Origin of the sequence: Micromonospora sp. NPDC047465 (assembly GCF_040643125.1) — a bacterium.
Taxonomy (GTDB): domain Bacteria; phylum Actinomycetota; class Actinomycetes; order Mycobacteriales; family Micromonosporaceae; genus Micromonospora.
On record NZ_JBEYTP010000001.1, the window covers coordinates 302,850 to 328,210 of the forward strand.

Here is a 25,361-nt window from a genome sequence, read left to right on the forward strand (position 1 = left end):
CGGGAAGCCAGGGCGCCGGAGCGGAGGCGTGGGAGGCGAGATGGCGTACGGCGGGAGCAGCGGCAGCGGGGGGCCTGGCCGGCGCCTGTCCGGTCGTACGCCTCGATGACCTCGCTGGGCCGCGCCGCCGGCCGGCTCCTGCCGTCCGTCGCCGTGCCGCAGGTCGTCGGCGAGGCGTCCCGGACCGTCGGCGCCGCCGCCACCCGGCTGGCCCGCGTGGCCGGGCTGACCAAGCGTCGGGTCTGGTCCCGGCCCGGGCGGCACCACATCGAGGTGCACGGCGTCTGCCAGGACGGCGGCGACACCCTCGCCCGGCAGGTCGAGGCGGCGCTGGAGCGGATGCCGGGGGTGGAATGGGCCCGGGTCAACGCCCCGTCGGGCCGGGTGGTCGTGGCCGTCGGTACGCCGGAGCCGAGCCTGCGCGACCTCATCGCGACCGTCGCCCGCGCGGAACGCACCTGCCCGCACGAGCCGGACCCGGAGATCCCGCCGCCGCACCCTCCCGAGGAGGGGCCGCGCACGCCGCGCACCCTCGGCGGGCTGGCCTCCGACGCCCTCGGCCTGACCATCTCCGCCGCCACGAGGATCCTGCCGTTCACGCCGGTGCCCGGAGAGGTCGCCGGGCTGCTCGGCGCGGTCGACCTGCACCCGAGGCTGCACGCGCTGGCCGACCGGGGCCTGCGCGCCGATCCGCGCGCCGACCTGCTGTTCCCGCTGGCCGAGGCGGTCGTGCAGGGCCTGACCGGCGGCTGGACCGGGATCGTGCTCGACGGCGCGCAGCGGGTGGTGCAGTGGGGTGAGGCGCGGGCCCAGCTCCGGGCCTGGGCGCAGGCGGAGCCACGGCTGACCGGGGACCCGGAGCGGGCCGTCGCCCGGACGCCGAAAATCGAGCGTCCCCGCCCGAAGCCGGACGGCCCGGCCGAGAAGTACGTCGTCCGGATGCTCACCGCCGGCGCCGCCGCCGCGGCCGCCGCCACGCCGGTGGTGGGCCGGAAGCGGGCCGCCGCGCTGGGGCTCTCCGCGCTGCCGAAGGCTCCCGGCAGCGGCCGCGAGGGCTACGCCGCGCAGCTCGGCCGGATCCTCGCCCGGCGCGGGGTGATCGCGATGGACCGCAGCGTGCTGCGCGAGCTCGACCGGATCGACACGCTGGTGCTGGACGCGGCGGTGCTCGGCTCCGACCGGGGCGTGCTGGCGGACCTGGCGCCGCTGGACGGGGCGGACGTCGGACAGGTGGCGACACGCGCGTTCACGCTGTTCGACCCGGCCGCACCGTGGGAGCTGCGGCGCGCCGACGGCTGGCGGCTCGGGCCGCTGGACGCGCTGGACGCCGGGGACCCGGGCGACACCGCCGACAGCCGCCGGCTGCGCGAGGGCGGCGGGTCCCTGCTCGGCCTGGCCGACGGCGACACCCTCGCCGCCGTGCTGCGGGTCGACCCGGAGCCCGCGCCGGGCGTGGACGCCCTGCCCACCGCCGCCCGCCAGGCCGGCCTGCGGGTGGTCGTGGCCGGCGACGACGACCAGCGGTACGGCTTCGCCGACGCCCACCTGCCCGGCGGCGACCGGTTGGCCGAGTCGGTGCGGACGCTGCAGTTCGCCGGGGCGGTGGTGATGGTGGCCTCCGGCGACCGGGCCGCGCTCGGTGTCGCCGACTGCGGCCTGGGGATCTCCGCCCCGGAGGACCTGCCGCCCTGGGGCGCGCACCTGCTGGTCGGCACCGACCTGCGGGTGGTGGCGCTGCTGATCGAGGCGACCGGGGTGGCCCGCCGGATGACCCGGCATAACCTCGGCCTGGCCCTGGCCGGCACGGGCCTCGGCGCGCTGGGGGCGTTCACCGCCGCACCCGAGCAGCTGCCCGGCCGCACCCTCGCTGCCGTGAACGGCGCGGCCGCGCTGGCCTTCGCGCACGGCGTCGTACGGGCGCGCCGCCTGCCCGACCGGGCGGACAGTCCGGCGCCGGCGGTCACCGCCTGGCACCTGATGCCGTCCTCGGCCGTCCTCGACCAGCTCGGCACCGTGCCGGGCGGGCTGGCCACGGCCGAGGCCGAGCGCCGCCGGAGCGGCGGGACCGGGCAGCCCGCCGGGCCGACCGGGCTGCTGCGCGCCTTCGTTGACGAGCTGGCCAACCCGCTGACGCCGGTGCTCGCCGCCGGGGCGGTGCTCTCCGCCACCTTCGGCTCGATGGTCGACGCCGCCCTGGTCGGCGGGGTGGTCGGCGGGTCCGCGCTGCTCGGCGCGGTGCACCAGCGCAACACCGAACGGTCGCTGGCCGAGCTGCTGTCCCGCTCGGCGGTGACCGCCCGGGTGCGCCGGGACGGCGCGGAGCGGGTGCTGTCCGCCGAGGACCTGGTGCCGGGGGACGTCATCCTCCTCGAATCGGGGGACGCCGTCCCGGCCGACTGCCGGGTGCTGGAGTCGGCCGGCCTGGAGACCGACGAGTCCTCGCTCACCGGCGAGTCGCTGCCGGTCGGCAAGACTGACCAGCCGGTCGTCGCCGCGGCGGTCGCCGACCGGCGGTCGATGCTCTACGAGGGCACCACCGTCGCCGCCGGCCAGGGCACGGCGGTGGTGGTGGCGACGGGCGCGGACACCGAGGCCGGGCGGAGCCTGGCGATGGCCCGGCAGGCCCCTCCGGCGAGCGGCGTGGAGGCCCGGCTGGGCAGGCTGACCCGGGCGGCGATCCCGCTGGCCGCCAGCTCGGCGGTGGCGGTGGCCGGCGCGGGTCTGCTGCGGGGCGTGCCGCTGGTGGAGACCGCCGCGACCGCCGCGAACCTGGCCGTCGCCTCCGTGCCGGAGGGGCTGCCGTTCCTGGTCAGCGCCGCCCAGTTGGCCGCCGCGCGGCGGCTGGCGGAGCACGGCGCGCTGGTCCGCAACCCACGCACCATCGAGGCGCTCGGCCGGGTGGACGTGCTCTGCTTCGACAAGACCGGCACGCTCACCGAGGGGCGGCTGATGCTCGCCGGGGTCGGCGACGACAGCCGGTACGCCCCGGTCGACCGACTCGACGACGGTCAGCGCGCCACCCTCGCCGCCGCCCTGCGGGCCACCCCGGCCGCCGCCGACCCGCACGAGCTGGCCCAGCAGACCGACCGCGCCGTCCGCTACGGCGCCCAGGCGGCGGGGGTGGTCGAGCAGACCGGCGCGGACGGGTGGGAGGCGGTCGGCGGCCTGCCGTTCGAGCCGTCCCGCGGCTACCACGCCACGGTGGGGCGCAGCGGCGACCTGCTGCTGCTCAGCGTGAAGGGGGCACCGGAGTCGGTGCTGCCCCGATGCTCCGCCTGGCGTACGCCGGGGGGACGCGACGAGCCGCTCGACGACAAGGGGCGCGACGGGCTGCACGCGACGCTCGCCGACCGGGCCGGGGCGGGACACCGGATCCTCGCCGTGGCCGAGTGCCGGGTCTCGTCGCCGGGCGTCACCGACGAGCAGGTGCGCGACCTGACCTTCCTCGGCTACCTGGCCCTCGCCGACGGGGTGCGGGAGAGCGCCGCCCCGGCCGTACGCCGGATCCGCCAGGCCGGCGTGCACACCATCATGATCACCGGAGACCACCCGGCGACCGCCGAGGCGATCGCGGCCACCATCAGCCACCACGACGACCAGCGGGTGGCCACCGCGACGGAACTCGACCAGCTCGACGACGAGGCCCTCGCGGCCCGGCTGGCCGCCACGGACGTGGTGGCCCGGTGCACCCCCGCGCACAAGGTGCGCATCATCCAGGCGTTGCAGAAGTGCGGGCGTACGGTCGCGATGACCGGGGACGGCGCCAACGACGCGCCGGCGATCCGGCTGGCCGACGTGGGCATCGCGCTCGGCCAGCGGGGCACCCCGGCGGCCCGCGCGGCCGCCGACCTGGTGGTCACCGACGACCGGTTGGAGACCATCATCGCCACCCTGGTCGAGGGCCGGGCGATGTGGTCCTCGGTACGCCACGCGCTCAGCATCCTGGTCGGCGGCAACCTCGGCGAGATCGCGTTCAGCGTGCTCACCGCCGCCGCCACCGGCCGGTCGGCGCTCACCGGGCGGCAGCTCCTCCTGGTCAACCTGCTCACCGACCTCGCTCCGGCGCTGGCGATCGCGATCCGACCCCCGGCCGCGGACCGCACCGACGGGCTGCTGCGGGAGGGACCGGACACCTCCCTCGGCGAGACGATGACCCGGGAGATCGGCCTGCGCGCGGCCGCCACCACGCTGGGCGCCACCGCCGGCTGGACGCTGGCCCGCTACACCGGGCGGCCCCGCCGGGCAGGCACGGTCGCGCTGGTGTCGCTGGTCGGCACCCAGCTCGGGCAGACCGTGCTGGCCGGCGGCACCAGCCCGGCCGTGCTCGCCTCCACCGCCGTGTCGCTCGGGGCGCTGGCGGTGGTCGTGCAGACGCCCGGGGTCAGCCAGTTCTTCGGCTGCACGCCGCTCGGCCCGGTCGGCTGGACCATCGCCACGGGCTCGGCGCTCGGCGCGACCTTCGCCAACGGCGCGCTCACCCGCCTGGTGGAACGCCTGCCGCAGTCCGGCCCGCACGGCTCCGAACAGCCCGACGCCGACGAAGCGGGACAGCCCGACGCCGACGAAGCGGGACAGCCCGACGCCGACGAAGCGGGACAGCCCGACGCCGACGGAGCGGGACGGCCCGACGCCGACGGAGCGGGACGGCCCGACGCCGACCGGTGAGCCCGGTGACCGTCACCAATTCGCATGTCCGCCCCGATGACGGGTACGGCGATCAGTGGGGGTGGGCAGGTTGACGACGCAGCCGGAGGTCACGTTCATCGGCACCGCCACCACGGTGCTGCGCATCGGCGGGTTCACCCTGCTGACCGACCCGAACTTCCTGCACCGGGGGCAACGCGCGTACCTGGGCAAGGGGCTCTGGTCGCGCCGGCGCACCGACCCGGCGCTGCGGATCGCCCAACTGCCGTCGCTGGACGCGGTGGTCCTGTCCCACCTGCACGGCGACCACTTCGACCGGGTGGCCCGTCGGCACCTCGACCGGGAACTGCCGATCGTCACCACCCCCGAGGCCGAGCGGAAGCTGCGCCGCTGGGGATTCCGGGCCGCCGAGGGCATGCCCACCTGGCGCTCGTGGGAGCTGCGCCGGGGTGGCGAGACGCTGCGGCTGACCTCGATGCCGGGACAGCACGGGCCGGGCGCGCTGGACCTGCTGCTGCCCGACGTGATGGGCACGCTGATCGACCTGGAGCGGGACGGCAACCGCGAGTTCCGCCTCTACGTCACGGGCGACACCCTCAACCGACCGATGCTGGCCGAGATCCCGGAGCGGTATCCGGACATCGACGCCATGCTGATCCACCTCGGCGGCACGCGGATCGCCGGCGTCCTGCTCACCATGGACGCCCGGCAGGGCGCGGACCTCGTCGAGCTGGTCCGGCCGAAGCTCACCGTGCCGATCCACTACGACGACTACCGGGTGTTCCGCTCACCCCTGGGCCACTTCGTGGCGGAGGCCCGCCGGCGGGGCCTGGCCGGCTGCGTCCGCACCATCGCCCGCGGCGAGACCGTCCCGCTCACCCCGCCAACCTGACCCGGCTGCCGGGCCGAGGGCGCGGGGCGACCGCCGCCGAGGGAAGCCCCGGCGCTCTCCGCGTACGCCGGTCGCCGCCTCCCGGCCGGGGCCGGAGGGCGGCGACCGGTCGTGCCGTGCGGTCAACCGCGCTCGGAGATGGCCTCGATGAGGTCACCCACGGGACGCTCGGGCAGGGAGCGGGCCACGTCGGCGACGGCCACGATGCCGACGAGTTCGTGCCCGTCGATCACCGGCAGCCGGCGCACCTTGTGCTGGCTCATGGTCCGCAGGATCTCGGTCGCGTCGTCGTCGGCACCGATGGTCACGGCCTCGCCCTGGGCCAGCTCACCGGCGGTGACGCTGCCCGGATCGCGGCCCTCGGCGAGCACCTTAACCACGATGTCGCGGTCGGTCAGCATCCCCTTGAGCCGGTTGTCGTCCCCGCAGATCGGCAGCGAGCCCACGCCCAGCTGGGCCATCTGCTTGGCAGCCGTCCTGAGGTCGTCCTGCTCACGGATGCAGGTCACGTCGTCCGTCATGATCTCGCGTGCGGTCGGCATTGGCATGACACCTCACTTCCGGGGGGTTGTTGCCGTTTCTCCTACCCCCGCCGCCCCGGCCCATGCACCGGGCCGGGTTCGCGCGGACCACCCGCCCGCGAGGCGTCGAGCCCCGCCGCCCCCGGTCGGGCGTCAGTCCGCCGGCTGCCAGGTGGCGGCGGCGCGGCGCAACCGGTCGTTGATCGCGCGGCCGACGCCGACCTCCGGAACCGGCTCGACCACGATCTCGCCGACCCCGGTGGCGTCCAGTTCGTGCAGCGCGTCGAACAGCCGCGCGGCGGCCTCGGTCAGGTCACCGGCGGCGGAGAGCACCTCGACCGCCGCCCAGTCGCCCGCCGGCGGCTCACGGAAGGCCAGGAAGCCGCGCCGGACCCCGTCGGCCGCCGGCGGCTCCCCGCCAGACGCCAACCGCAATGGCGTACGCGGGGCGTAGTGCGCCGCCAGCGTGCCGGGCGCGACCGGCTGCCCCGAGCTGCCGGGGCGTACGGTCACCGGGCCGACGGCCTCCTCCAGCGCCTCCAGCGGCAGCGCGCCGAGCCGCAGCACCACCGGCCGCTCGCCCCGGGCGTCCACGATGGTCGACTCGATCCCGCACCGCGTCGGCCCGCCGTCGAGGACCACGTCCACGGCCGCGCCCAGGCCCCGTACCACGTGCTCCGCCCGGGTCGGGCTGAGCTGACCGAACCGGTTCGCGCTCGGCGCCGCCACCGGCACCCCGGCCTCGGCGATCAGCGCCCGCGCGTACGTGTTGTCCGGCACCCGGACCGCCATCGTCGCCAGCCCGGAGGTGACGATCGGCGGGATGGCCGCCGGCCGGTCCACGATCAGCGTGAGCGGCCCCGGCCAGAAGCGCTCGGCCAGCGTCGCCACGGCCGGCGGCACCGCCCCGACCAGCTTCTCCAGCTCGGCCGCGTCGGCGAGGTGCGTGATCAGCGGGTCGAAGCTGGGCCGCGCCTTGGCCTCGAAGATCCGGGCGGCCGCACGGGGGTCCAGCGCGTTCGCGCCGAGCCCGTAGACGGTCTCGGTGGGAAAGGCCACCAACCCGCCGGTACGCAGGACGGAGGCGGCCTCGGCGATGCCGCTGCCGGCCGGGAGCACGCGCGGGGATCCGGTCACGCTCCGACGCTAACGTGCCGGGGCAGGCGGACCGCAGGCGGCCGCCGATGTGGCTGTACGGTCCCGCGGCGGCACATGTCCGGTGGGATCCCTGCCCGTAGGCCGCCACCGCGCGTCGCAGTTCGCGCGTCTGCCTATCACGGCCGTCCGGCCCGTGGGGGAAGAGTTCGAATCAGCCGGCACGCCCGGGTCGTCCGTGGTTACCTGACGACGGGTCGCGCCCCACTTCAACAGGTGTTCACGGAGATTCCACACTTGGGGTGATTTTGTTGTCAATACGGACATTGGCCCGTCTCGGGGCAGCCACCATCCTGGCAGCCGCGATCGGCCTCGGGTCGGCCGCACCGGCCTGGGCCGACACCACCATCAACATCGATCCAGCGGACGTCGGCACGACAGCGGCCGCGTTCGGCACCCAGAAATGCGATCCGAACCTCGGCGGCGGCCCCTTCCAGGGTGAGGACGTCTGGGTCTTCGCACTGCCGTCTCCCAAGCAGCAGGGCACCTTCACCTCGCTGACCATCGAGTTCGCGACGGAGGGTGGCCCCGTCACGGAGACCATCACGACCACACCCGCCGAGGACCGGGCGATCGTCGGCGACAAGGCGTGGATCAGGACGCCCGCCGGCCTGTCCTCGACCGGGGAGCTGGTGAACCCGTTCGCCCTCACCAACGCGACGGCGGTGATCACGGGCACCGACGGCACCTTCGACCTGGCGCAGACCTGCCCGGCGACCGGCGGGACAGCCCGCCCGAGCCTGCCCGTGACCGACGCGGGGATTTCCGGCCCGGCGCTCGGCAGGCTCGCCGCGATGGGTGGCAGCCTCGTCGCGGCCGGCCTCGTACTCCTGCTTCTCATGCGGGGGCGTCGCCGCAACGAGGCATGAGTCGAGCTTGAGACAGACCTGACCCGCGGGACGGAACCAGGGGCATGGCCCACGACGCGATGTCGTGGGCCATGTGCCGTCGCATCCGCCGACCCGACCCGGCGCTGCCCCTGCGGTGCTGCGTGAAGGCAATCGCCTCGGTCAGGCGTACACGCCCGTCGATCAGCCGGTCAGAACGCGAGCTACTCGGTGGCCGTACCGAGCGTCGATCCGACATGCCGCTCGGCTTCGCTGTACGAATGGCTGTACGACGGGTGCCGACGACCCTCGCGATGTACGAGGTGGCGTGGTGCTTCCGATGATCGTGATGCAGGATGCAGCAGTGACGTCGATCTACCGGACTCCTGCGGGCAGGGACAGCGTCCGCCAGTGGTGCGAGCAGCAGCTGAGTGCTTGGCCGATCCAGCACGATCGACACGTGATCTGCGCCCAGGGCGAAGACACGCACGTCGTCACCGCTGGCGCAGGCCCGGTCACGGTTGTCTTCGTCGCTGGTGACCGCTTCAGCACGGCCGCCTATCTGCCGCTGCTCACGGCTTTGGCTCAGCGGTACCGGGTGGTCGCTGCCGACATTCCGGGTCAGCCTGGGCTGAGTTCTGGTGAGGCGGGTGTCGCCGGCGGCGGGCTCACCTGGTACGGCTCATGGCTGGGAGAGGTCGTCCAGGAAGCCACCGCCGGGCCGGTCGTGGTGTTCGGGCATTCGTTCGGTGGCGCTGTCGCGCTCGCCGCAAATCATTCGCGGATTCGGGGCAAGGTCGCCGTGGCTCCAGGAGGGCTTTGTCGGCTCAGGGTCACTCCTCGTGTCTTGCTGGCGTTCCTGAGCTGGCTGGTGCGGCCACGGGCTGCTTCGAGCCTTCGGTTGCTGCGCATTCTGTCTGCCCCCGGCCGAGCGCCCCGCGCCGAGCTAGTGGAGTGGATGACGCTGGTCGCCCGACACGCCCGTCCGGTGAGTTCCGATGACCTCGCACCGGCGGCAGCTCGCAGGGTGCCGGTCGTGATCGCAAGCGGAGACCAGGACGTGTTCTTGCCCCCGGACCGGCTGCGCTCAGCGGCACAACAGCGGAGCCATGTCGACGCTGACATCATCCCCGACGCCGGCCACCTGGTCACCGACGAGTACCCCGACAAGCTCGCCGCTCTGGTTGGCCGGCTAGTCAACTGACCGGCGACCCTCAAGCACCTCGCGTCGCACAGAATGTGGCGGTAGGTGCTGACAACCTGCGGATCTCCTCGTCGGGCAGTCGTCGACCGGATCCTTGGCGAGGAGGGGACGGCGTGACCGCTTGGCTGTACTCGGAGCCGAGGTAAACCGAGGAAAGTGCTGGTGGAGCCCAGGGGACTCGAACCCCTAACCCCTGCCTTGCAAAGATCAAGACGGCTGTCGGCCGACGTCGGCTACTGCCGCTGGCCTGCTCGTTCCGTCGGCCCGCGTCCACTCATGACCGGCTCGGTCTGCCGGCTTGGCTGTACGGATGGCTGTACAGCCACACGGTTTAGGAAGTGTGGACACAGGCGGAAGCCGCTCGGCAGTGACCTGGCTTGGCCTGCTTCGCCGCGCTGGCTGCCACGTCCAGGAGCTGACCGCCGTTGACCGTCGGCACCCATCCGAACGGGCGCGCAAGGGGCACGCGACTGTCGCTCCCTCCCAGTAGAAGCCGATCCACGATGCCGTCAAGCCGTCCTCTCGTCGTGATCACCTGGTGACCGTCGATGCTCACGCTGAAGGGATGCGACGGACGGGGATGCTGGGAATGATCTGCGCGTTGGTGCTGGCCGGGCTGACCGGCTGCAGCCCGGCCACCGAGGGCGCGGTCGGGGTACGGCTGGACGCCGACGGCCGGCTGGTCGGGGTATTCGACTGGTGCCGGGGCAAGGGGACCGACGGGATCACCCTCTACCTCAGCGAGGACGACGGCGGGGTCACCGACAAGGTAATCCAGCTCGAGCGGGATTCCGGCCGCAGCGCCCGCACCGCAGAGGAAGTCGTGCTGCTCGACCCGGCGGCCGGCTGGCAGACGAAGCTGGCACCGCCCACGTTAAACGACGGCCAGATTTACGACCTGCGCGCGTGGAACAGGGACGGCGGCGCAGTGGAGGACTTCCCGTTCAGGATCAGCGAGCTGCGCGGCCGGACCGGCTCCGCCGTGATCCTCACCAAGCGGTGGGAGGGCAGGGAGCACGGCGGCTACGTCGCCACGTTCCATACGCCCGAGGACTTCGCCCGCTACGCCAACACGGTGTGCGACGGCTGAAGAGGCCGCACCTGACCCGGTCGGCATCGATCTGCGGCACGCCTTCGCCACGTTCCTGCTCGACCAGGGCGAGGAGCTGCGGACGGTGATGGAACTGCTCGGGCACTCCACGATCCGGATGACGGCCGACACCTACGGGCACGTTCTGCCGGCTCGGGCTCGCCAGGCTGCCTCGGCCATCGACCGGATCCTTGGCGAGGAGGGGACGGCGTGACCGCTTGGCTGTACGAATGGCTGTACTCGGGGCCGAGATCAACCAAGGAAAGTGCTGGTGGAGCCCAGGGGACTCGAACCCCTAACCCCTGCCTTGCAAAGGCAGTGCTCTGCCAGTTGAGCTAGGGCCCCGGGGCGGACGTGCCGCCGGTGCTGGCAGTGGCCGATGCGATCAGCGCAGGTCGGGCGCGGTGGTCGCCTCGTGCCAGAGGGCGCGCTCGTCGCTGGAAGCCTTGATCTTCGTGGCGACAACGGCCACCACCCCGACGACGCCAGCCAGGATCAGAAGCTTCTTGAACATTGGGGCCTACCCCTCGCGCTCGACTGCCGTCGGACGAATGTGCGGTGGGGCTAGCTGGAATCGAACCAGCGACCTCAGAGTTATCAGCTCTGCGCTCTAACCGACTGAGCTATAGCCCCGCGTAGCGACGAGCGCAACATTAACCCATCCGCCCGCCCGGCCCCAAATCGGGGGCCACCCGGACATCGGTTGTCGCCGTCGCCCCCTGAACCTACCGGAGGCGCCGCGCCCGGCCCAGGCGATTTCGCCGGCCACGCGACACGGCGCCCCGGCACCTGCTCCCAGAAGCACGGAAGCCGGGGCTCCGCGCATCGGCGGTGCCCCGGCTACCCGAGGTGGATCAGTCGCGCTCGGCGAGGGTCAGCTCGATGCCCCCGACCAGGTCGGCGCAGACGTTGTAGACGAACGCCCCGAGCGTGGCGAGCGCCGTGAACAGCACGACGTTGACCAGGCCGATCAGCGCCGAGCTGAGAATCACGCCCTTGGCGGTGATCTGGAAGCCGCTGGTGCTCTGGCCGCCGCCCGCGCTGACCAGGTCGGTCAGGCTGTCGTTGACGCTGGCGAACACGCCCATCGCGTCGAGGGCCAGGTAGAGCACCGAGGTGGCCACCACCACGACGATGAAGAGCACCACCGAGACGGCGAAGGCGAACTTCATCACGGACCAGGGGTCGATCCGCTTGAGGTTCAGCCGGGCCCGGCGCGGTCCGCGCGACGCGGCCGAGCTGACCGACGTACGCGCTGCGCGTACCGCCTCGCCCACGCGCGCGGCCCCGACGGCGGCCGCGCCGCTGATGCCCGGCGGCAGGCCGCCGCCGTTGGCCGGCCGGCCGGCGCCGGTCGGACGGCCACCGTCCGGCTGCGGCTTGGCCGTGCCGGTGACGCGGGGCTGGGTGCCGGTGGCGGTGCCTGTGACCCGCGGCTGTGTGCCGGTGGTGCCGGTCGGCTGGCCGGCACCGACCGTGAGCGGCTGGGTCGTCGTCGGCTTGGCGGCGGTCGCCGTGGCGGCGGGGGCCGGCTTGTCGACCCCCGCTGTCTCGGTCCTGTCCGCCGCGTCCGCGTCCTCGGAGGGCTTGTCCGGCGGCGGTGTCATGCCGGGAGCCCGGGTGAATTTCGGGGCAGGCGCGTCGGCGGGGACCGTCGCCCGGCCCACGGCCGCGCGGCCGGTCGCTGGTGTGCCGCTCTTGGCGGCCTCCTCGTCGACCGGGTTGGCCGAGGTCCCCGTGTTCCCCGACTTCGCCTGTGTCTCCGTCATTCAACTAGTCCTGTTCGTCAGGCTCGTCGGCATTGCGAGCAATCGCCACGATAGTCACGCCGTCCGGAAGGTCCATCAGCTTGACCCCCATTGTGTTCCGATCACGCGTACGGCGTACAGGCTTCACCGGAGTCCGAATGACACCACCGTTACTGGTGATCGCGAACAGCTCGTCGTCCGGGTCGATCACCACCGCGCCGACCAGACCACCACGTCGCTCGGTGATCTTCGCAGTCAGCACGCCCTTACCTCCCCGGCCCTGGACCGGGTATTCCTCGATCGGGGTACGTTTCGCGTAACCCCCGTTCGTGGCCACCAGGACGTCCAGCCCCTCGCGGACGACCTCCATGGCCAGCAGGACGTCGTCCTCGCTGAAGCGCATGCCGATCACGCCCGAGGTGGCCCGGCCCATGGGGCGCAGCGCCTCGTCGCTCGCGTTGAACCGGATCGCCTGCGCGTTCTTGGAAACCAGCAGCAGGTCCTCCTCCGGGGCGACCAACGCCGCCCCGACCAGCTCGTCCTCGTCGCGCAGGTTGATCGCGATGATGCCGCCGGACCGGGGGGAGTCGAACTCCTCGAGCCTCGTCTTCTTCACCAGACCGTTCTTCGTGGCGAGCACCAGGTAGGGAGCCACCTGGTAGTTCGGGATCTCGATGATCTGCGCGATCTGCTCGTCGGCCTGGAACGCGAGCAGGTTCGCCACGTGCTGGCCCTTGGCCACCCTACTGGCCTCGGGCAGCTCGTACGCCTTGGCCCGGTAGACCCGACCCTTGTTGGTGAAGAACAGGATCCAGTCGTGGGTCGAGCAGACGAAGAAGTGGCTGACGATGTCGTCCTGCCGCAGCGTCGCCCCGCTGACGCCCTTGCCGCCGCGCCGCTGGGAGCGGTAGAGGTCGACCTTGGTCCGCTTGGCGTAGCCGGTACGGGTGATCGTGACGACCACGTCCTCGCGGGCGATGAGGTCCTCCATGGAGACCTCGCCCTCGAACGGAATGATCTTCGTCCGCCGGTCGTCGCCCCACTTCGCGACGATCTCGCCGAGCTCCTCGGAGACGATCTTCCGCTGCCGCTCGGGCTTGGCGAGGATGTCCTTGAGGTCGGCGATCTCCAGCTCCAGCTTGGCCAGGTCGTCGAGGATCCGCTGCCGCTCCAGCGCGGCGAGCCGGCGCAGCTGCATGTCCAGGATGGCGGTCGCCTGGATCTCGTCGATCTCCAGCAGCCGGATCAGGCCCTGCCGGGCGTCCTCGACGGTGGGCGAGCGCCGGATCAGGGCGATCACCTCGTCGAGGGCGTCCAGCGCCTTGGCCAGACCGCGCAGGATGTGCGCCCGCTCCTCGGCCTTACGCAGCCGGAACGCCGTCCGCCGGCGGATCACGTCGATCTGGTGGTCGACGTAGTAGCGGATGAACTGGGCCAGGTTGAGCGTGCGCGGCACCCCGTCGACCAGCGCCAGCATGTTGGCGCCGAAGGTCTCCTGGAGCTGGGTGTGCTTGTAGAGGTTGTTCAGCACCACCTTGGCGACGGCGTCGCGCTTGAGCACGAGCACGATCCGCATGCCGGTACGCCCGGAGGACTCGTCGCGGATGTCGGCGATGCCGGCGAGCTTGCCCTCCTTGATCAGCTCGGCGATCCGCTCGGCCAGGTTGTCGGGGTTGACCTGGTAGGGCAGCTCGCTGACCACCAGGCAGGGGCGGCCACGCTTGTCCTCCTCGACCTCCACCACGGCGCGCATCCGGATCGACCCGCGCCCGGTGCGGTACGCGTCCTGGATCGCCTGGGTGCCGACGATGAGGCCGTGGGTGGGGAAGTCGGGGCCCTTGACGATCTCGATCAGCGCGTCGAGGGTGGTGGCCTCGTCCTCGTCCGGGTGCTCCAGGCACCACTGCACCGCCGCGCCGATCTCGCGCAGGTTGTGTGGCGGGATCTTGGTGGCCATGCCGACCGCGATGCCCTCGGAGCCGTTGACCAGCAGGTTGGGGATCCGCGACGGCAGGATGGTGGGCTCCTTGGCCCGGCCGTCGTAGTTGTCCTGCAGGTCGACGGTGTCCTCGTCGATGTCCCGCAGCATCTCCATCGCCAGCGGGTCGAGCTTGCACTCCGTGTACCGCATGGCGGCGGCCGGGTCGTTGCCGGGCGAGCCGAAGTTGCCGTTGCCGTCGACCAGCGGGTAGCGCAGGGACCAGGGCTGCGCCATGCGGACCAGCGCGTCGTAGATCGCCGAGTCGCCGTGCGGGTGGAACTGACCCATCACGTCGCCGACGACGCGGGAGCACTTCACGTAGCCGCGGTCCGGGCGGTAGCCGGAGTCGAACATGGCGTAGAGGATCTTGCGGTGGACCGGCTTGAGCCCGTCCCGGACGTCCGGCAACGCCCGCCCGACGATGACGCTCATCGCGTAGTCGAGGTAGGAGCGCTGCATCTCCACCTCGAGCCCGACCGGTTCGATGCGGTCGTGCGCGACGACGGCGCCGACCGTCTCGGGAACCTCGGACTCGTTCGGTGTGGACTCGGGGATATCGGTCACTGTTAACCCTTATCAGACTCAGAGTCGTTTTCGTGCTGTGGATAACGGCTGTGGAAACCGGCCATGCTGTGGATAACTCTGTGGATTGCCGGGCCGACCGGTGGATGACCGGTCGGCCCGTCGAGCCCCGTCAGATGTCCAGGAACCGGACGTCCTTGGCGTTGCGCTGGATGAACGAGCGGCGCGCCTCGACGTCCTCACCCATCAGCACGCTGAACAACTCGTCGGCGGTTGCCGCGTCGTCGAGCGTGACCTGACGCAGCGTACGCGTCGCCGGGTTCATCGTGGTCTCCCACAGCTCCGGGTAGTTCATCTCGCCGAGACCCTTGAACCGCTGGATGTCGTCCGGCTTCGCGTTCGGCTTCTTCTGCTGGCGCAGCGCGATCAGCCCGTCCCGCTCCCGGTCCGAGTACGCGTATTGCGCGTCGTCGCCCCGCTTGTTCCACTTGATCTTGTAGAGCGGCGGAGCTGCCAGGTAGACGTGCCCCAGCTCGACCAGCGGGCGCATGAAGCGGAAGAGCAGGGTGAGCAGCAGCGTCTGGATGTGCTGGCCGTCGACGTCCGCGTCGGCCATCAGCACGATCTTGTGGTAGCGCAGCTTCTCGATGTCGAAGTCGTCGTGGATGCCGGTGCCCAGCGCGGTGATCAGCGCCTGGACCTCGTTGTTCTTCAGCACCCGGTCGATCCGGGCCTTCTCCACGTTGAGGATCTTGCCGCGGATCGGCAGGATCGCCTGGGTGCGCGGGTCGCGGCCCTGCTTGGCCGAGCCGCCGGCCGAGTCGCCCTCGACGATGAAGACCTCGGACTCGCGCGGATCGGTGGACTGGCAGTCGGCCAGCTTGCCGGGCATCGAGCCGGACTCCAGCAGCGACTTGCGCCGGGCCAGCTTGCGCGCCTGCTGGGCGGCGATCCGGGCCCGGGCGGCCTGGGACGCCTTCTGGATGATGATCTTCGCCTCGGCCGGATTCCGGTCGAACCAGTCCACCAGCCACTCGTTGCAGACCCGCTGCACGAAGCTCTTCACCGGGGTGTTGCCGAGCTTGGTCTTGGTCTGGCCCTCGAACTGCGGGTTGGTGAGCTTGACCGAGATGATCGCGGCCAGGCCCTCGCGGATGTCCTCGCCGGAGAGCTTCTCATCGCCCTTGAGCAGCTTCTTCTCCGCGCCGTACCGGTTGACGACGCTGGTCAGCGCGGCCCGGAAGCCCTCCTCGTGGGTGCCGCCCTCGTGCGTGTTGATGTTGTTGGCGAAGGTGTAGACCGACTCGCCGTACGACTCGTTCCACTGCATGGCGATCTCGACCGACATGCCCTCCTCCTCGGCGCCGAACTCGACCACCGTCCGGTGGATCGGGTTCTTCGAGGCGTTGAGGTGCCGGACGAAGTCCGCGATGCCGCCCTCGTAGCGGAAGGTGACCTCGCGGATCTTGCCTTCCTCGCCCTCCGGAACCCGCTCGTCGAGCAGGTGGATGGTGAGGCCGCGGGTGAGGAAGGCCATCTCCTGAAGCCGCCGGTAGATGGTCTGGAAGTCGAAGTCGACCGTCTCGAACACGTCCGCGTCGGGCCAGAAGGCGACCGCGGAGCCCGTCCGGTCCGTCGTCTCGCCCTTCTCCAGCGGGGTCGGCTTGGAGTTGTGGTACTGCTGCCGCCAGACGAAGCCGGACTTGTGGATCTCCACCGCCATCTTCGTGGAGAGGGCGTTCACCACGGAGACGCCCACGCCGTGCAGACCGCCGGAGACCGCGTACGCCTTGCCGTCGAACTTGCCGCCCGCGTGCAGCACCGTCAGCGCCACCTCGACACCCGGCTTCTTCAGCTTCGGGTGCAGGTCCACCGGGAAGCCCCGGCCGTTGTCGGTGACCCGGACCCCGCCGTCGGCGAGCAGCACCACGTCGATGGTGTCGCAGTGCCCGGCCAGCGCCTCGTCCACCGCGTTGTCGACGACCTCCCACACCAGGTGGTGCAGACCACGCTCGCCGGTCGACCCGATGTACATACCGGGCCGCTTGCGGACCGCCTCCAGACCCTCGAGAACGGTGATCGACTCTGCGCCGTACTCCTGCTTGTCCTGCGCTGCCACCCTCGGCCACTTTCTCGCGCCCGTGCGCGCCTGGTGGCGCGTCGGGCGCGGGTTCGGCGGACAGGACGCGACGTCGGCACGCGGACCGGCACCGGGGACAATTCCGGGGTACGGGTCGAACGCGCCGGTCGCCGCGGTTGCCCGCGGATCGCGATCGGCTCGACCCGGCATGGAGAATGATCGCGGGCCCCGCACCGGGCCCGTGTCTCGTCGCTCCGCACCGGGTCTTCGTCTCGGGGTCAATCTTACTGTGCGGCAGCGACAGAACCACCACTCGGCACCCCTGCGAGGCGTCTCAGACCGACGTAGCCGGCCGAACCGCGCCGCCCGCGACTCCCCCTACACGCCAGGGCCCGATCGGGGGCGCGACCGGCCGACGATCGGTGTCGGCCGGCGGCCAGGAGAGATCCGCCCCGCCGCGCCGACGGCCCGGCCTTGATCTTTTCCGGCCGGAACCGGACGATCGACCCGATCGAACCGACACACGCTCATTAAGAGGTGACGCCAGATGGGGCTGGACAACGTCGCGGTGCAGTGGCCGCGGACCGGCCGCTTCTACGACCCGGTCGCGCCCGCGGAGTTCGTCGACTTCGGCGACATCGTCGACATGCCGCGCATCTCCGCGCCGACCGCGGCGCTCGCCGAGCTGATCGCCAAGACCGGCACCGTCCGGGCCACCGCGTACACCGAGCTGGTGGACCTGTTGCTCGGGCTCGAAGGTGTGCTCTACGCCACCGACGCCGCGGCCGAGGACGAGGACCCGGTGATCGACCCGGACGGCTGCGCCTGGATCGCCGGCGGCATCGAGCGGTTCGTGGCGGGCCACCGCCCGCACGGCGAGGCGGTGACCTTCGACTCGGTGAGCCAGGTGCTGCGGTCGCTGCTCGCCGACGGCCGGCTGGCCGAGCAGCAGTTGCGCTGGCTCGACAGCCGGCTGGACGCGCTGCGCGACGAGAGCGGCGCACCGCCGCAGTGGAACTTCACCTGTGCGGAGCTGAGTGTGCTGGCCGCCTTCTACCGGCGCTGCGCCGACCGCGGCTTCGCCGTCTACGCCGACGCCTGACCCGGCGCCCCGCCCGACCCACGCGGCTCGGGCGGGGCCGCGGCGCCGGCGCGGTTGGCGGCGGTGATGACCCGGGTCAGCACGGTGTGCAGGTGACGCAGGTCCGCGATCGGCAGGCCCAGCCGCTCGACGATCGCGGGCGGGATCTGCTCCGCGCGCTCCCGCAGGGCCTCACCGGCCGGGGTCAGCGTCACCGCGAGGCTGCGCTCGTCGGCGGGGTCGCGCTCCCGCCGGACGTAGCCGTTCGCCTCCAGGCGCTTGAGCAGGGGCGACAGCGTGCCCGGGTCGAGCTGCAACAGGCGGCTGAGGTCGCGTACGGACAGTGGCGCGTACTGCCACAGGGCGAGCATCACCAGGTATTGCGGGTGGGTCAGCCCCATCGGCTCCAACAGCGGCCGGTAGACCGCGACCACGCCGCGCGCGGCGACGGAGAGCGCGAAGCACACCTGCTGCTCCAGCGCCAGGGGATTCCCGTCGAAGTCGTCGGGCACGGGCTGGACCTCCTCGTCGTCGCTGCTATCGTACCAATGGTTGGTGTACTAATTATTTGCACGCTAACGGAAGGGTCAGTCGATGAGCGAGGAGAAGCCTCCAAAGGGCTCTGGCGAGGGTGGCTGGCTGATGGCGTGGGCCTTCCGACGCTGGGCCGGCCCGCCGGAGGTGCAGGGCGCCGTGCAGGGTGGCTCCAACGAGGCCCGCGAGGCCTGGAAGCAGGACCTGGAGCGCCGCAAGCAGTGGAGCCGCGAGCAGCGGGAGCGCAAGCGCGCCGAGCAGGAGGCCCGGCGCGGCGGTCACTGACCGTCAGCCGTAGCGGTCACCGTCAGCCGTAGGTGTCCCGGGGGCCGCGTCCGCGTACCCGGCGGGGGCCCTTCGACCAGGAGGGCGCGGCGGGGCCGTGGATGTGCAGCTTGCGCACCACGTTGTGGCCGACCTCGCGGGCGATCTGCTGGAGCAGCGAGCCGGCCAGCAGCCGTAGCTGGGTGGCCCAGGCGGTCGACCGGGCCTCCACGGTCAGCTCGCCGTCCTCCAGCTTGACCGGCCGGCTGTGCTGGGCCACCTCCGGGCCCACCACCCGCTCCCAGGCGCCGAACACGGTCGCCTCCGCCGCCGGCTGCTGCCAGCCGCGCGCCTTCACCAGCCGGTTGAGCACCGCGCCGAGGGGCTGCGGGTCCCGCGGGTCCGGCCCCGGGCCCGAGTAGCCGCGCAGGCGGCGCTGCGGGCCGCTGTCGTCGCCACCCGCGCCACCGCCGGGGGCACGCCGGCGCGTGCGCGCCGCCGCCTCCCGCCGGGCCCTGGCGGCGTCGAGCACCGCCCGGGCCAGCTCCGGCCCGCTGGCGCCGGCCGGGGCGTCCCCGCCGCCCGCCGCGCCGCCGGGATCACCTGTCGTCCTGCCGGAGTCGCCGCCGGCCGGCCCGCCGCGCCCCGGGCCCAGGCGGGCGGGGGGCAGCTGCTCATCCGACACGGCGCACCGTCCCCTCGCCGACGGCGTACCGGGTGCCGCGCAGGGACGCCGGCACGTCGTCGTCGACCGCGCAGGTCACCAGCAGCTGGCTCGCCCCGCCGACCAGCCCGGCCAGGCGCTCCCGCCGCCCGGCGTCCAGCTCGGCGAAGACGTCGTCGAGCACCAGCACCGGCTCGATGCCGTCGGAGCGGAGCAGGTCGTACCCGGCCAGCCGCAGCGCCAGCGCGTACGACCACGACTCGCCGTGGCTGGCGTACCCCTTTGCGGGCAACGGACCGAGGCTCAGCGCCAGCTCGTCGCGGTGCGGGCCGACCAACGTGGTGCCCCGCTCGACCTCGGCGGTGCGGGCCTCGGCGAGCGCGGCGGTCAGCGCCGCCGCCAGCGCCTCCCGGTCGGTGGTCGGCTCCGCCAGCTCCACCGAGGGCCGGTACGTGATCCCGGCCGCCCCCCGGCCCGCCGCCACCGCGTCGTACGCCTTGGCGACGTGCGGAGCGAGCGCGGCGACCAGCTCCAGCCGGCCGGCGAGCAGCTCCGCGCCGTGCCGGGCCAGGTGGGTGTCCCAGACCGCCAGGGTCGACAGGTCCCCGCCCCGCGACCCGCCCGTCTTGCGGGCGAGGTACGCCGTGCGCAGCAGGGCGTTGCGCTGCTTGACCACCCGCTCGTAGTCGGCGCGCACGCCCGCGTAGCGGGGCTGGCGGCTGACCAGCAGGTCGTCGAGGTAGCGGCGACGCTCCGCCGGGTCGCCCCGGACGAGCTCCAGGTCCTCCGGGGCGAACAGCACGAGCCGCAGCGCGCCGAGCACGTCCCGCGCCCGGCGGGCCGGGGAGCGACCCAGCCGCGCCCGGTTGGCCTTGCCCGGCACGATCTCCAGCTCGACCAGCAGCTCGCGCCCCTCGTGCACCACGGCGCAGCGGATCACCGCCGAGGTGGCGCCCATCCGGACGAGGGGGGCGTCCGTGGCGACCCGGTGCGAATCCAGGGTCGCCACGTAGCCCAGCGCCTCGACGAGATTCGTCTTGCCGACGCCGTTGGCGCCGATCAGGACGTTCGCCCCCGGCTCCAGGTCCACGCCGACCCGCTCGTACGAGCGGAAGTCGACCAGTTCGAGCCGGCGGACGTACACAGCCTGTGGATACCGGTCAGCGCTTGCGGACGGCGTGCCCGCCGAACTGCTGACGCAGCGCGGCGACGGCCTTCATGGCCGGCGAGTCGTCCTGCCGGGAGGCGAACCGGGCGAAGAGCGAGGCGGTGATCACGTTCAGCGGCACGGCGAGCCGGACCGCCTCGTCGACCGTCCACCGGCCCTCGCCGGTGTCCTCCGTGTAGCCGCTCAGCTCGGCCAGCTCCGGGTCCTCGTCGAGGGCCCGGTCGAGCAGGTCGAGCAGCCAGGAGCGCACCACGGTGCCCTCGCGCCAGGACTTGAACACCCCCGGCACGTTGGTGACCAGCTCGGACTTCGCCAGCAGCTCGTAGCCCTCGGCGTAGGCGTGCATCAGGCCGTACTCGATGCCGTTGTGCACCATCTTGGCGTAGTGCCCGGCGCCGACCGGCCCGGCGTGCACGAAGCCGAACTCGCCCGCCGGCTTCAGCGACTCGAAGATCGGCATGAGCCGCTCGACGTGCTCCCGGGCGCCGCCGACCATCAGCGCGTAGCCGTTCTGCCGGCCCCAGACGCCACCGGAGACGCCGACGTCGAGGTAACCGATGCCCTGCTCGTTGAGCCGCTCGGCGCGCGGCGCGTCGTCGCTGAACCGCGAGTTGCCGCCGTCGATGATGATGTCGCCCTCGCCGAGGACGCCGGCGAGCTCGTCGATGGTCGCGTCGGTGACACCGGCCGGGACCATGACCCAGACCGCGCGCGGAGACTCCAGCTTCTCCGCCAACTCCGCCAGGGTCGCGACGTCGCTCAGCTCCGCGTTGTGGTCGAAGCCGACCACCTCGTGCCCGGCGGCGCGCAACCGCTCGCGCATGTTGCCGCCCATCCGGCCGAGCCCTACCAGGCCGAGCTGCATGTGTTCCTACCTCCGTGCGTCGGGGTCTTCTCGGGCGCGATCAGCGGGAGACGCGGATCGGCATGATGAGGTAGCGGTACCCCGGGACGACCTCGCCATCCTCGCCGGCGGGCGAAATCACCGCGGGCTTGAAGGCGTCGACGAACGAGAGCACGGCGAACTGGGCCCCCAGGTTGGCGAGGCCGTCGATCAGATACTGCGGGTTGAAGCCGATGGTGAGCGGGTCGCCGGTGAAGGTGGCCTCCATGGCCTCGCTGGCCCGCGCCTCCTCGGTGCCGCCGGCCTCGACCACCAGGCCGTCGGCGCTGAAGCTGAGCAGCACCGGGGTCGCCCGCTCGGCCACCAGGGCGACCCGCTTGACGACCTCGATCAGGGTGCTGACGGGCACCCGGGCCTCGGCGTTGTGGGTGGCCGGGAAGAGCGAGCGCACCGGCGGGTAGTTCGCGCCGTCGAGCAGCCGGCTGGTGGTGCGCCGGGTGCCGCCGGCGAAGCCGATCATCCCCTCGCCGGCCGCGCCCTGGGAGAGTGCCATGGTGACCTGGCCGCCGAGCGGGCCGAGGGCCTTGGCGGTGTCGTGCAGCGTCCGGGCCGGCACGAGGGCGTTGATGCTGACCTCGGGGTCGTCCGGGTTCCACTCCATCTCGCGCAGGGCCAGCCGGTAGCGGTCGGTGGCGAGCATGGCCAGCGTGCCGCCGGAGAGTTCGATGCGTACGCCGGTCATCATCGGCAGCGTCTCGTCGCGGCCGGCGGCGACGGCGACCTGGGCGACGGCGGCGGCGAAGGCGGCCGCGTCGACGGTGCCGGCGCTCTCCGGCATCTCCGGCAGGGACGGGTAGTCCTCGACCGGCATGGTGGGCAGGGTGAACCGGGCGCTGCCGCAGACCAGTTCGAGGTGCGCCCCGACGGCCGCGATGTCCACCGGCTTGGCGGGCAGCGCCTTGGTGATCTCGGCAAGCAGCCGGCCGGAGACCAGGGCGGCCCCGTCGGCGTCCCCCTGCACCTCGACGGTCACCTGGCTGGAGACCTCGTAGTCGAAGCCGGAGACCTGCAGGTTCCCGTCCGTGACGCGCAGCATCACGCCCGCGAGCACCGGTACGGACGGCCGGTTGGGCAGGCTCTTCGCGGTCCAGGCCACGGCCTCGGCGAGCGCGTCGCGCTCTACTCGGAACTTCATCAATGCCTCCGCGTCGACGTCAGCGACAACTCTCTCATGCCGACCGCTGCCTACCGACCCGCCTGTCCGTGCGGGTACCCATCGCACCTTAGGGCGCGCGGGCATCGGCTGTGCGCCCGACCCCGTGGACTCCCCGGTGCCGGAGGCCCGCCCACGGCGGGTCCGGCCAATCCACAGGAAGTCCAACGGTGGTGATTGGTTTTTGTTGTCTTAGAAGAGATAACTCGTCATCTTCATCGCACCTGTGCAAACTGTGGAGAACCGCCGTCTGCGCAGGTCAGACACGTTATCCACCGGTGGTTTGCCTGTGGAGAACCAGGGGTACAACCCGTGTCGCGATCCACAGGCGGCGACTTCCCCCAGGTTTTCCACCGTTGTCCACCGGTTGTCCACCGGTAATCCACGGACTTTCTCCCCAGTCCTGTGGACAGGCGGAACCGCCTCGACGGGCGTCATCCCCAGAACCTTCAACAGCTCGCCCACAGGCGGACCGTCGTCGGTGGACAACGACGACGTTGTCCCCAGGCGTCCACAGCGTCGTCCCCAGGGTTTCTCCACAACCTGTGGGTAACCGAGGATTGTGCGGACGGTAGTTATCCACGGGCTGTGGACAACGAGCTGTGGACAACGATCCGGGCGGTGGACGGACACGGCTTCGACGGTGTGGTCTCCACCATGTCGAGGGTCAAGCCCGGGCCGGCTGTGGAGAAGAAAGAAGCGCCCGGCCGATGGTCCGGCCGGGCGCTTCCGTCACTCCTCGCCCACCGCGCGCGACGGTGGGCGTACGCGTCAGGTGTTCTGCTTGATCCGGTTCGTCAGCTCGGCGATCTGGTTGTAGAGCGAGCGGCGCTCGGCCATCTGCTGGCGGATCTTGCGGTCCGCGTGCATGACGGTGGTGTGGTCCCGCCCGCCGAACGCCTGCCCGATCCGGGGCAGCGACAGGTCGGTCAGTTCCCGGCACAGGTACATGGCCACCTGGCGGGCGTTCACCAGCACCCGGGAGCGGGAGTGCCCCCGCAGGTCCTCCAGGCTGACCCCGAAGTACTCGGAGGTGGAGACCATGATCTGGTCGGCGGTGATCTCCGGCCCGGCGCCGTCGGGGATGAAGTCCCGCAGCACCTCCTCGGCGAGCGACAGCTCGACTGTGGACCGGGTCAGGCTGGCGAACGCCGTCACCCGGATCAGCGCGCCCTCCAGTTCCCGGATCGAGTTCGACACCCGCGAGGCGATGAACTCCAGCACGTCCGGCGGGGCGTAGAGGCGCTCCTGCGCCGCCTTCTTCTGCAGGATCGCGATCCGGGTCTCCAGGTCCGGCGGCTGGATGTCGGCGAGCAGCCCCCACTCGAACCGGGTACGCAGCCGGTCCTCCAGGGTGGCGAGCTGCTTCGGCGACCGGTCGGAGGTGATCACGATCTGCTTGTTGGCGTTGTGCAGCGTGTTGAAGGTGTGGAAGAACTCCTCCTGGGTGCGCTCGCGGGTCTCCAGGAACTGGATGTCGTCGATCAGCAGGATGTCGACGTCGCGGTAGCGCCGCTGGAACGCGCTGGTCTTGTCGTCCCGGAGCGAGTTGATGAAGTCGTTGGTGAACTCCTCGGTCGAGACGTACCGGACCGAGCGGGCGTTGCCCAGCGTCGTGGCGTAGTGCCCGATGGCGTGCAGCAGGTGCGTCTTGCCCAGCCCCGAGCTGCCGTAGATGAACAGCGGGTTGTACGCCTTCGCCGGCGACTCCGCCACCGCGACGCTCGCCGCGTGGGCGAAGCGGTTGGACGAGCCGATGACGAACGTCTCGAACATGTACTTCGGGTTGAGCCGGTTGCCGCCGCTCTCGACGCCGCCGGGCAGCCGCCGGTCGTCCCGTCCGCCGGGCCGGTGATCCACGCCACCCCGACCCGGCCCGCTGTCGGTGCCGGTGTCCCGGGGCAGCGCCCGGATCACGTGCTGGTCCCGGGGGGAGACGGCGTCCTCGCGGTAACGCGGCTCGAACCCCCGGGTGTCCGCGGTCGGCGGGTCCAGCCGGGCGGCCTGCTCGTCGAAGCCGCGTCGGTCGGGCGCGCGCCGGGACGGGGCCGCCCGGTCGGGCCGCGGCGGCTCGGCGAACGCCGTGCTGAACAGGGCCTCCTGGCCGTCCCGGTCGTCCGGGCCGGGCCGGAGCCCGTCGTCGACCGGCAGCGCGGCCGGGACCGGGCCGTCCGGCCGCCGCTCCGGGTGCGCCTGCTCGGGGATGAGCGGCGCCTGCTGCCCGCGGTCGAGGGCCGCGCCGTCCAGCAGGCCCACCGCCGCGCCGTCGAACGTCACCGGCCCGTCGCCGAAGTCGCGCGGCCCGCCGTCGTGGTCCACCGGCCCCGGCTCCGGGGCGCTGCGGTAGACGGTGCCCGCCGGGCGGCCGGAGCTGTCGTCGGCCACGCGTACGGTCACCGCGACCTGGATCGGCCGGCCCAGCCGGCGGGTGAGCGCCTCGGTGATCGCCGGGCGCAGCCGGGACTCGATCACGTCCCGGGTGAAGGCGTCCGGGACGGAGAGCAGCGCGGTGTCCTCGACGATGGCCCGCAGCCGGGTCAGCCGCAGGTACGCCCGCTGCTGCGCGGAGATGATCTCGTCGGCGAGTTCGTCGGTCGTCGCCGTCCACACCGCGGCAAGGTCGGTCGTGCCGGTCACCGTCGTGCCACCCCCTCGCCTCTGCTCCGCCGACGCCGCCGTCTTCTCCGGTCGGTCGCCCCGGGCCCGCCGCGTTCACGGGCGGAACGACACCCACCCGGACGGCCGACCGGTCCTCGTCCACAAGTTATCCACAGCCTGTGTACGTACCGATTGTGGCCGCCCGCCGGATGCGGGTCGGACCTGCCCCCTGCCTGAACGGGCGCTGAAGCGGGTTCACCGTGCCGAACGATTCACTGCCTTGTCCGGTCTTGCCCGCCAGCGACGACCGGACCCCTCGACGCTGACCGCA

At 72.4% G+C, this 25,361-nt stretch carries 20 protein-coding genes and 2 tRNA genes; 8 read left to right on the top strand and 14 right to left on the bottom strand.

Annotated features, from left to right (window positions below; genetic code table 11):
- The first annotated feature begins 105 nt into the window (after positions 1–105).
- Complete coding sequence (locus ABZ793_RS01520; protein WP_357450178.1) at positions 106–4,665, top strand: cation-translocating P-type ATPase; 4,560 nt, start codon at positions 106–108, stop codon at positions 4,663–4,665.
- 70 nt (positions 4,666–4,735) lie between these two features.
- The gene (locus tag ABZ793_RS01525) at positions 4,736–5,536 is read left to right on the top strand and encodes an MBL fold metallo-hydrolase (protein WP_357450181.1); all 801 of its coding nucleotides are present in this window, start codon (positions 4,736–4,738) and stop codon (positions 5,534–5,536) included.
- 122 nt (positions 5,537–5,658) lie between these two features.
- Here the strand turns inward: ABZ793_RS01525 and ABZ793_RS01530 are convergent, their stop codons facing one another.
- Together ABZ793_RS01530 and ABZ793_RS01535 are read right to left on the bottom strand one after the other, a co-directional pair.
- Positions 5,659–6,078, bottom strand: coding sequence for a CBS domain-containing protein (locus ABZ793_RS01530; protein WP_357450184.1), 420 nt, complete (start codon positions 6,076–6,078; stop codon positions 5,659–5,661).
- Positions 6,079–6,210: 132 nt separating this feature from the next.
- Complete coding sequence (locus tag ABZ793_RS01535; protein WP_357450187.1) at positions 6,211–7,194, bottom strand: L-threonylcarbamoyladenylate synthase; 984 nt, start codon at positions 7,192–7,194, stop codon at positions 6,211–6,213.
- A gap of 269 nt (positions 7,195–7,463) precedes the next feature.
- On the opposite strand from ABZ793_RS01535, the gene ABZ793_RS01540 reads away from it, so the two are divergent.
- The 4 genes from ABZ793_RS01540 (at position 7,464) to ABZ793_RS01555 (ending at position 10,547) form a co-directional block, all read left to right on the top strand.
- Complete coding sequence (locus tag ABZ793_RS01540) at positions 7,464–8,081, top strand: hypothetical protein (protein ID WP_357450190.1); 618 nt, start codon at positions 7,464–7,466, stop codon at positions 8,079–8,081.
- A 298-nt stretch (positions 8,082–8,379) separates the two neighbouring features.
- On the top strand, positions 8,380–9,243 hold the full coding sequence (locus ABZ793_RS01545) for an alpha/beta hydrolase (RefSeq protein ID WP_357450193.1): 864 nt from the start codon (positions 8,380–8,382) through the stop codon (positions 9,241–9,243).
- 565 nt (positions 9,244–9,808) lie between these two features.
- A complete protein-coding gene (locus tag ABZ793_RS01550) occupies positions 9,809–10,333 on the top strand; it encodes a hypothetical protein (RefSeq protein WP_357450196.1) in 525 nt (174 codons plus the stop codon).
- Between the two features lie 55 nt (positions 10,334–10,388).
- The gene (locus tag ABZ793_RS01555) at positions 10,389–10,547 is read left to right on the top strand and encodes a hypothetical protein (protein ID WP_357450624.1); all 159 of its coding nucleotides are present in this window, start codon (positions 10,389–10,391) and stop codon (positions 10,545–10,547) included.
- Positions 10,548–10,602: 55 nt separating this feature from the next.
- Here the strand turns inward: ABZ793_RS01555 and ABZ793_RS01560 are convergent.
- The 6 genes from ABZ793_RS01560 to gyrB all read right to left on the bottom strand — a co-directional run bounded on the left by ABZ793_RS01560 (position 10,603) and on the right by gyrB (position 16,703).
- A tRNA-Ala gene (locus ABZ793_RS01560) sits at positions 10,603–10,678 on the bottom strand.
- Positions 10,679–10,718: 40 nt separating this feature from the next.
- A complete protein-coding gene (locus ABZ793_RS01565; protein WP_357450199.1) occupies positions 10,719–10,847 on the bottom strand; it encodes a DLW-39 family protein in 129 nt (42 codons plus the stop codon).
- A gap of 45 nt (positions 10,848–10,892) precedes the next feature.
- Positions 10,893–10,966 (bottom strand) — tRNA-Ile (locus tag ABZ793_RS01570).
- 221 nt (positions 10,967–11,187) lie between these two features.
- Complete coding sequence (locus ABZ793_RS01575; protein ID WP_357450202.1) at positions 11,188–12,102, bottom strand: DUF3566 domain-containing protein; 915 nt, start codon at positions 12,100–12,102, stop codon at positions 11,188–11,190.
- Between the two features lie 4 nt (positions 12,103–12,106).
- Positions 12,107–14,626 (bottom strand): DNA gyrase subunit A, encoded by a 2,520-nt coding sequence (gyrA, locus tag ABZ793_RS01580; RefSeq protein ID WP_357450205.1) that lies wholly within the window; start codon positions 14,624–14,626, stop codon positions 12,107–12,109.
- Between the two features lie 130 nt (positions 14,627–14,756).
- Complete coding sequence (gene gyrB, locus ABZ793_RS01585) at positions 14,757–16,703, bottom strand: DNA topoisomerase (ATP-hydrolyzing) subunit B (RefSeq protein WP_357450208.1); 1,947 nt, start codon at positions 16,701–16,703, stop codon at positions 14,757–14,759.
- A gap of 508 nt (positions 16,704–17,211) precedes the next feature.
- Between gyrB and ABZ793_RS01590 the strand changes: the two genes are divergently transcribed.
- Positions 17,212–17,766 carry a hypothetical protein gene (locus ABZ793_RS01590; protein WP_350677718.1) on the top strand — a complete coding sequence of 185 codons (555 nt, stop codon included), beginning with the start codon at positions 17,212–17,214 and terminating at the stop codon, positions 17,764–17,766.
- Here the strand turns inward: ABZ793_RS01590 and ABZ793_RS01595 are convergent.
- Entirely contained in the window at positions 17,751–18,257 is a 507-nt protein-coding gene (locus ABZ793_RS01595; protein ID WP_357450212.1) for a MarR family transcriptional regulator, read from the bottom strand. The genes ABZ793_RS01590 and ABZ793_RS01595 overlap by 16 nt on opposite strands.
- 130 nt (positions 18,258–18,387) lie before the next feature.
- Here ABZ793_RS01595 and ABZ793_RS01600 point away from each other — a divergent pair, with 130 nt between their 5' ends.
- Positions 18,388–18,564, top strand: a complete 177-nt coding sequence (locus ABZ793_RS01600; protein ID WP_357450215.1) for a hypothetical protein — start codon at positions 18,388–18,390, stop codon at positions 18,562–18,564.
- A 22-nt stretch (positions 18,565–18,586) separates the two neighbouring features.
- Here the strand turns inward: ABZ793_RS01600 and ABZ793_RS01605 are convergent, their stop codons facing one another.
- The 5 genes from ABZ793_RS01605 to dnaA all read right to left on the bottom strand — a co-directional run bounded on the left by ABZ793_RS01605 (position 18,587) and on the right by dnaA (position 25,069).
- On the bottom strand, positions 18,587–19,228 hold the full coding sequence (locus ABZ793_RS01605) for a DciA family protein (RefSeq protein WP_357450218.1): 642 nt from the start codon (positions 19,226–19,228) through the stop codon (positions 18,587–18,589).
- Positions 19,218–20,351, bottom strand: coding sequence for a DNA replication/repair protein RecF (recF, locus tag ABZ793_RS01610; protein ID WP_357450221.1), 1,134 nt, complete (start codon positions 20,349–20,351; stop codon positions 19,218–19,220). Before recF ends, ABZ793_RS01605 begins: the two co-directional genes overlap by 11 nt.
- A 16-nt stretch (positions 20,352–20,367) precedes the next feature.
- Complete coding sequence (gnd, locus tag ABZ793_RS01615) at positions 20,368–21,240, bottom strand: phosphogluconate dehydrogenase (NAD(+)-dependent, decarboxylating) (RefSeq protein ID WP_357450224.1); 873 nt, start codon at positions 21,238–21,240, stop codon at positions 20,368–20,370.
- A 40-nt stretch (positions 21,241–21,280) separates the two neighbouring features.
- Positions 21,281–22,414: a DNA polymerase III subunit beta gene (gene dnaN, locus ABZ793_RS01620; protein ID WP_357450227.1), complete on the bottom strand. Its 1,134-nt coding sequence runs from the start codon at positions 22,412–22,414 to the stop codon at positions 21,281–21,283.
- Between the two features lie 789 nt (positions 22,415–23,203).
- Positions 23,204–25,069, bottom strand: a complete 1,866-nt coding sequence (gene dnaA / locus ABZ793_RS01625; RefSeq protein ID WP_357450230.1) for a chromosomal replication initiator protein DnaA — start codon at positions 25,067–25,069, stop codon at positions 23,204–23,206.
- Positions 25,070–25,361: the final 292 nt, after the last annotated feature.